At 62.4% G+C, this 1,177-nt stretch carries 1 pseudogene; it reads right to left on the reverse strand.

Going from position 1 to position 1,177, the window contains the following annotated elements:
• Positions 1-31: 31 nt before the first annotated feature.
• Positions 32-1,177, reverse strand: a pseudogene (locus SB751_RS27955) (IS3 family transposase); the annotation flags it as partial.

A 1,177-nucleotide genomic window follows, 5' to 3' on the forward strand; every position in this document is an offset into this window, starting at 1 on the left:
GTGGGCTGCTGCTGATCCTGTGGACACCTACCTAAGCTCTCTCCGTCTTTTCGAACTCGATCGGGCTGACGTAGACGAGCGTCGAATGGCGGCGCGTCGGGTTGTAGAACCGCTCGATATAGTCGAACACGTCGGCACGCGCCTGCGCCCTGGACAGATACACCTTGCGGGCGGTGCGTTCGGTCTTCAATGAGCTGAAGAAGCTCTCCATGGCCGAGTTATCCCAGACTTCGCCCGCACGGCTCATGCTGCAGGTAATGCCTTGCTCCTTAAGCAATCCCTGGAAGTGCTCACTGGTATATTGACTGCCCTGGTCGGAGTGATGCAGCAAGGCTACAGGCTTGCCCCGGCGCCAGACCGCCATCATCAGGGCGTCGGCAACAAGCTGCGAGCTCATGCTCTCCTGCATCGACCAGCCAACGATCCGGCGAGAATAGAGGTCCAGCACTGCCGCGGCGTACAACCAGCCCTCGGCGGTCCAGATGTAGGTGAAGTCGGCCACCCACTTCTGATTCGGCCCGTCGGCCCGGAATTGACGGTCCAGGACGTTGGCCGCAACGGCGCCTCGCCGCGCACGATCCTTCGGCAACCCACGGCGCCTGGGCCTCGCTCGCAGGCCTTGTTCGCGCATCAACCGTTCGATCCGGTGCAGGCCACAGCGTTGTCCAAGCGCGAGCACGTCGTGCCAGACTCGGCGCGCCCCATAGGTACGGTCGCTATTCAGAAAGCTCTGATGCACATGGGTGCCCAGCACCTCATCGGCCTGGCGGCGTCGACTAGGCGACCGGCTCAGCCACGCGTAGAAGCCGCTTCGCGAGACACCGAGCGCCTCGCACATCATTCCCACCGGCCAGATTCCTCGGTGTTTCGCCACGAAGCCGAACTTCACGTCGACTCCCGAGCGAAGTAGGCCGCCGCTTTTTTCAGCAGGTCGCGCTCCATCCTGAGCTTGGCGTTCTCCTTCTTCAAACGCTCGATCTCAGCCTGCTCCGGCTTCATCACCCCCGGCCCGGGAAAGGCATGCTGCGGATCGGCCGCAGCCTCCCGCACCCATTTGCGCAGAACGTTCTCATGCACGTCCAAGTCACGTGCGGCCTGCGCCACCGATACTCAGCGTTCCTTGACCAACCTGACCGCCTCGAGTTTGAACTCTCGGCTAAATGCTCTTCTCGTTCCC

This window comes from Cupriavidus sp. SIMBA_020 (assembly GCF_046535395.1).
GTDB lineage: Bacteria > Pseudomonadota > Gammaproteobacteria > Burkholderiales > Burkholderiaceae > Cupriavidus > Cupriavidus campinensis.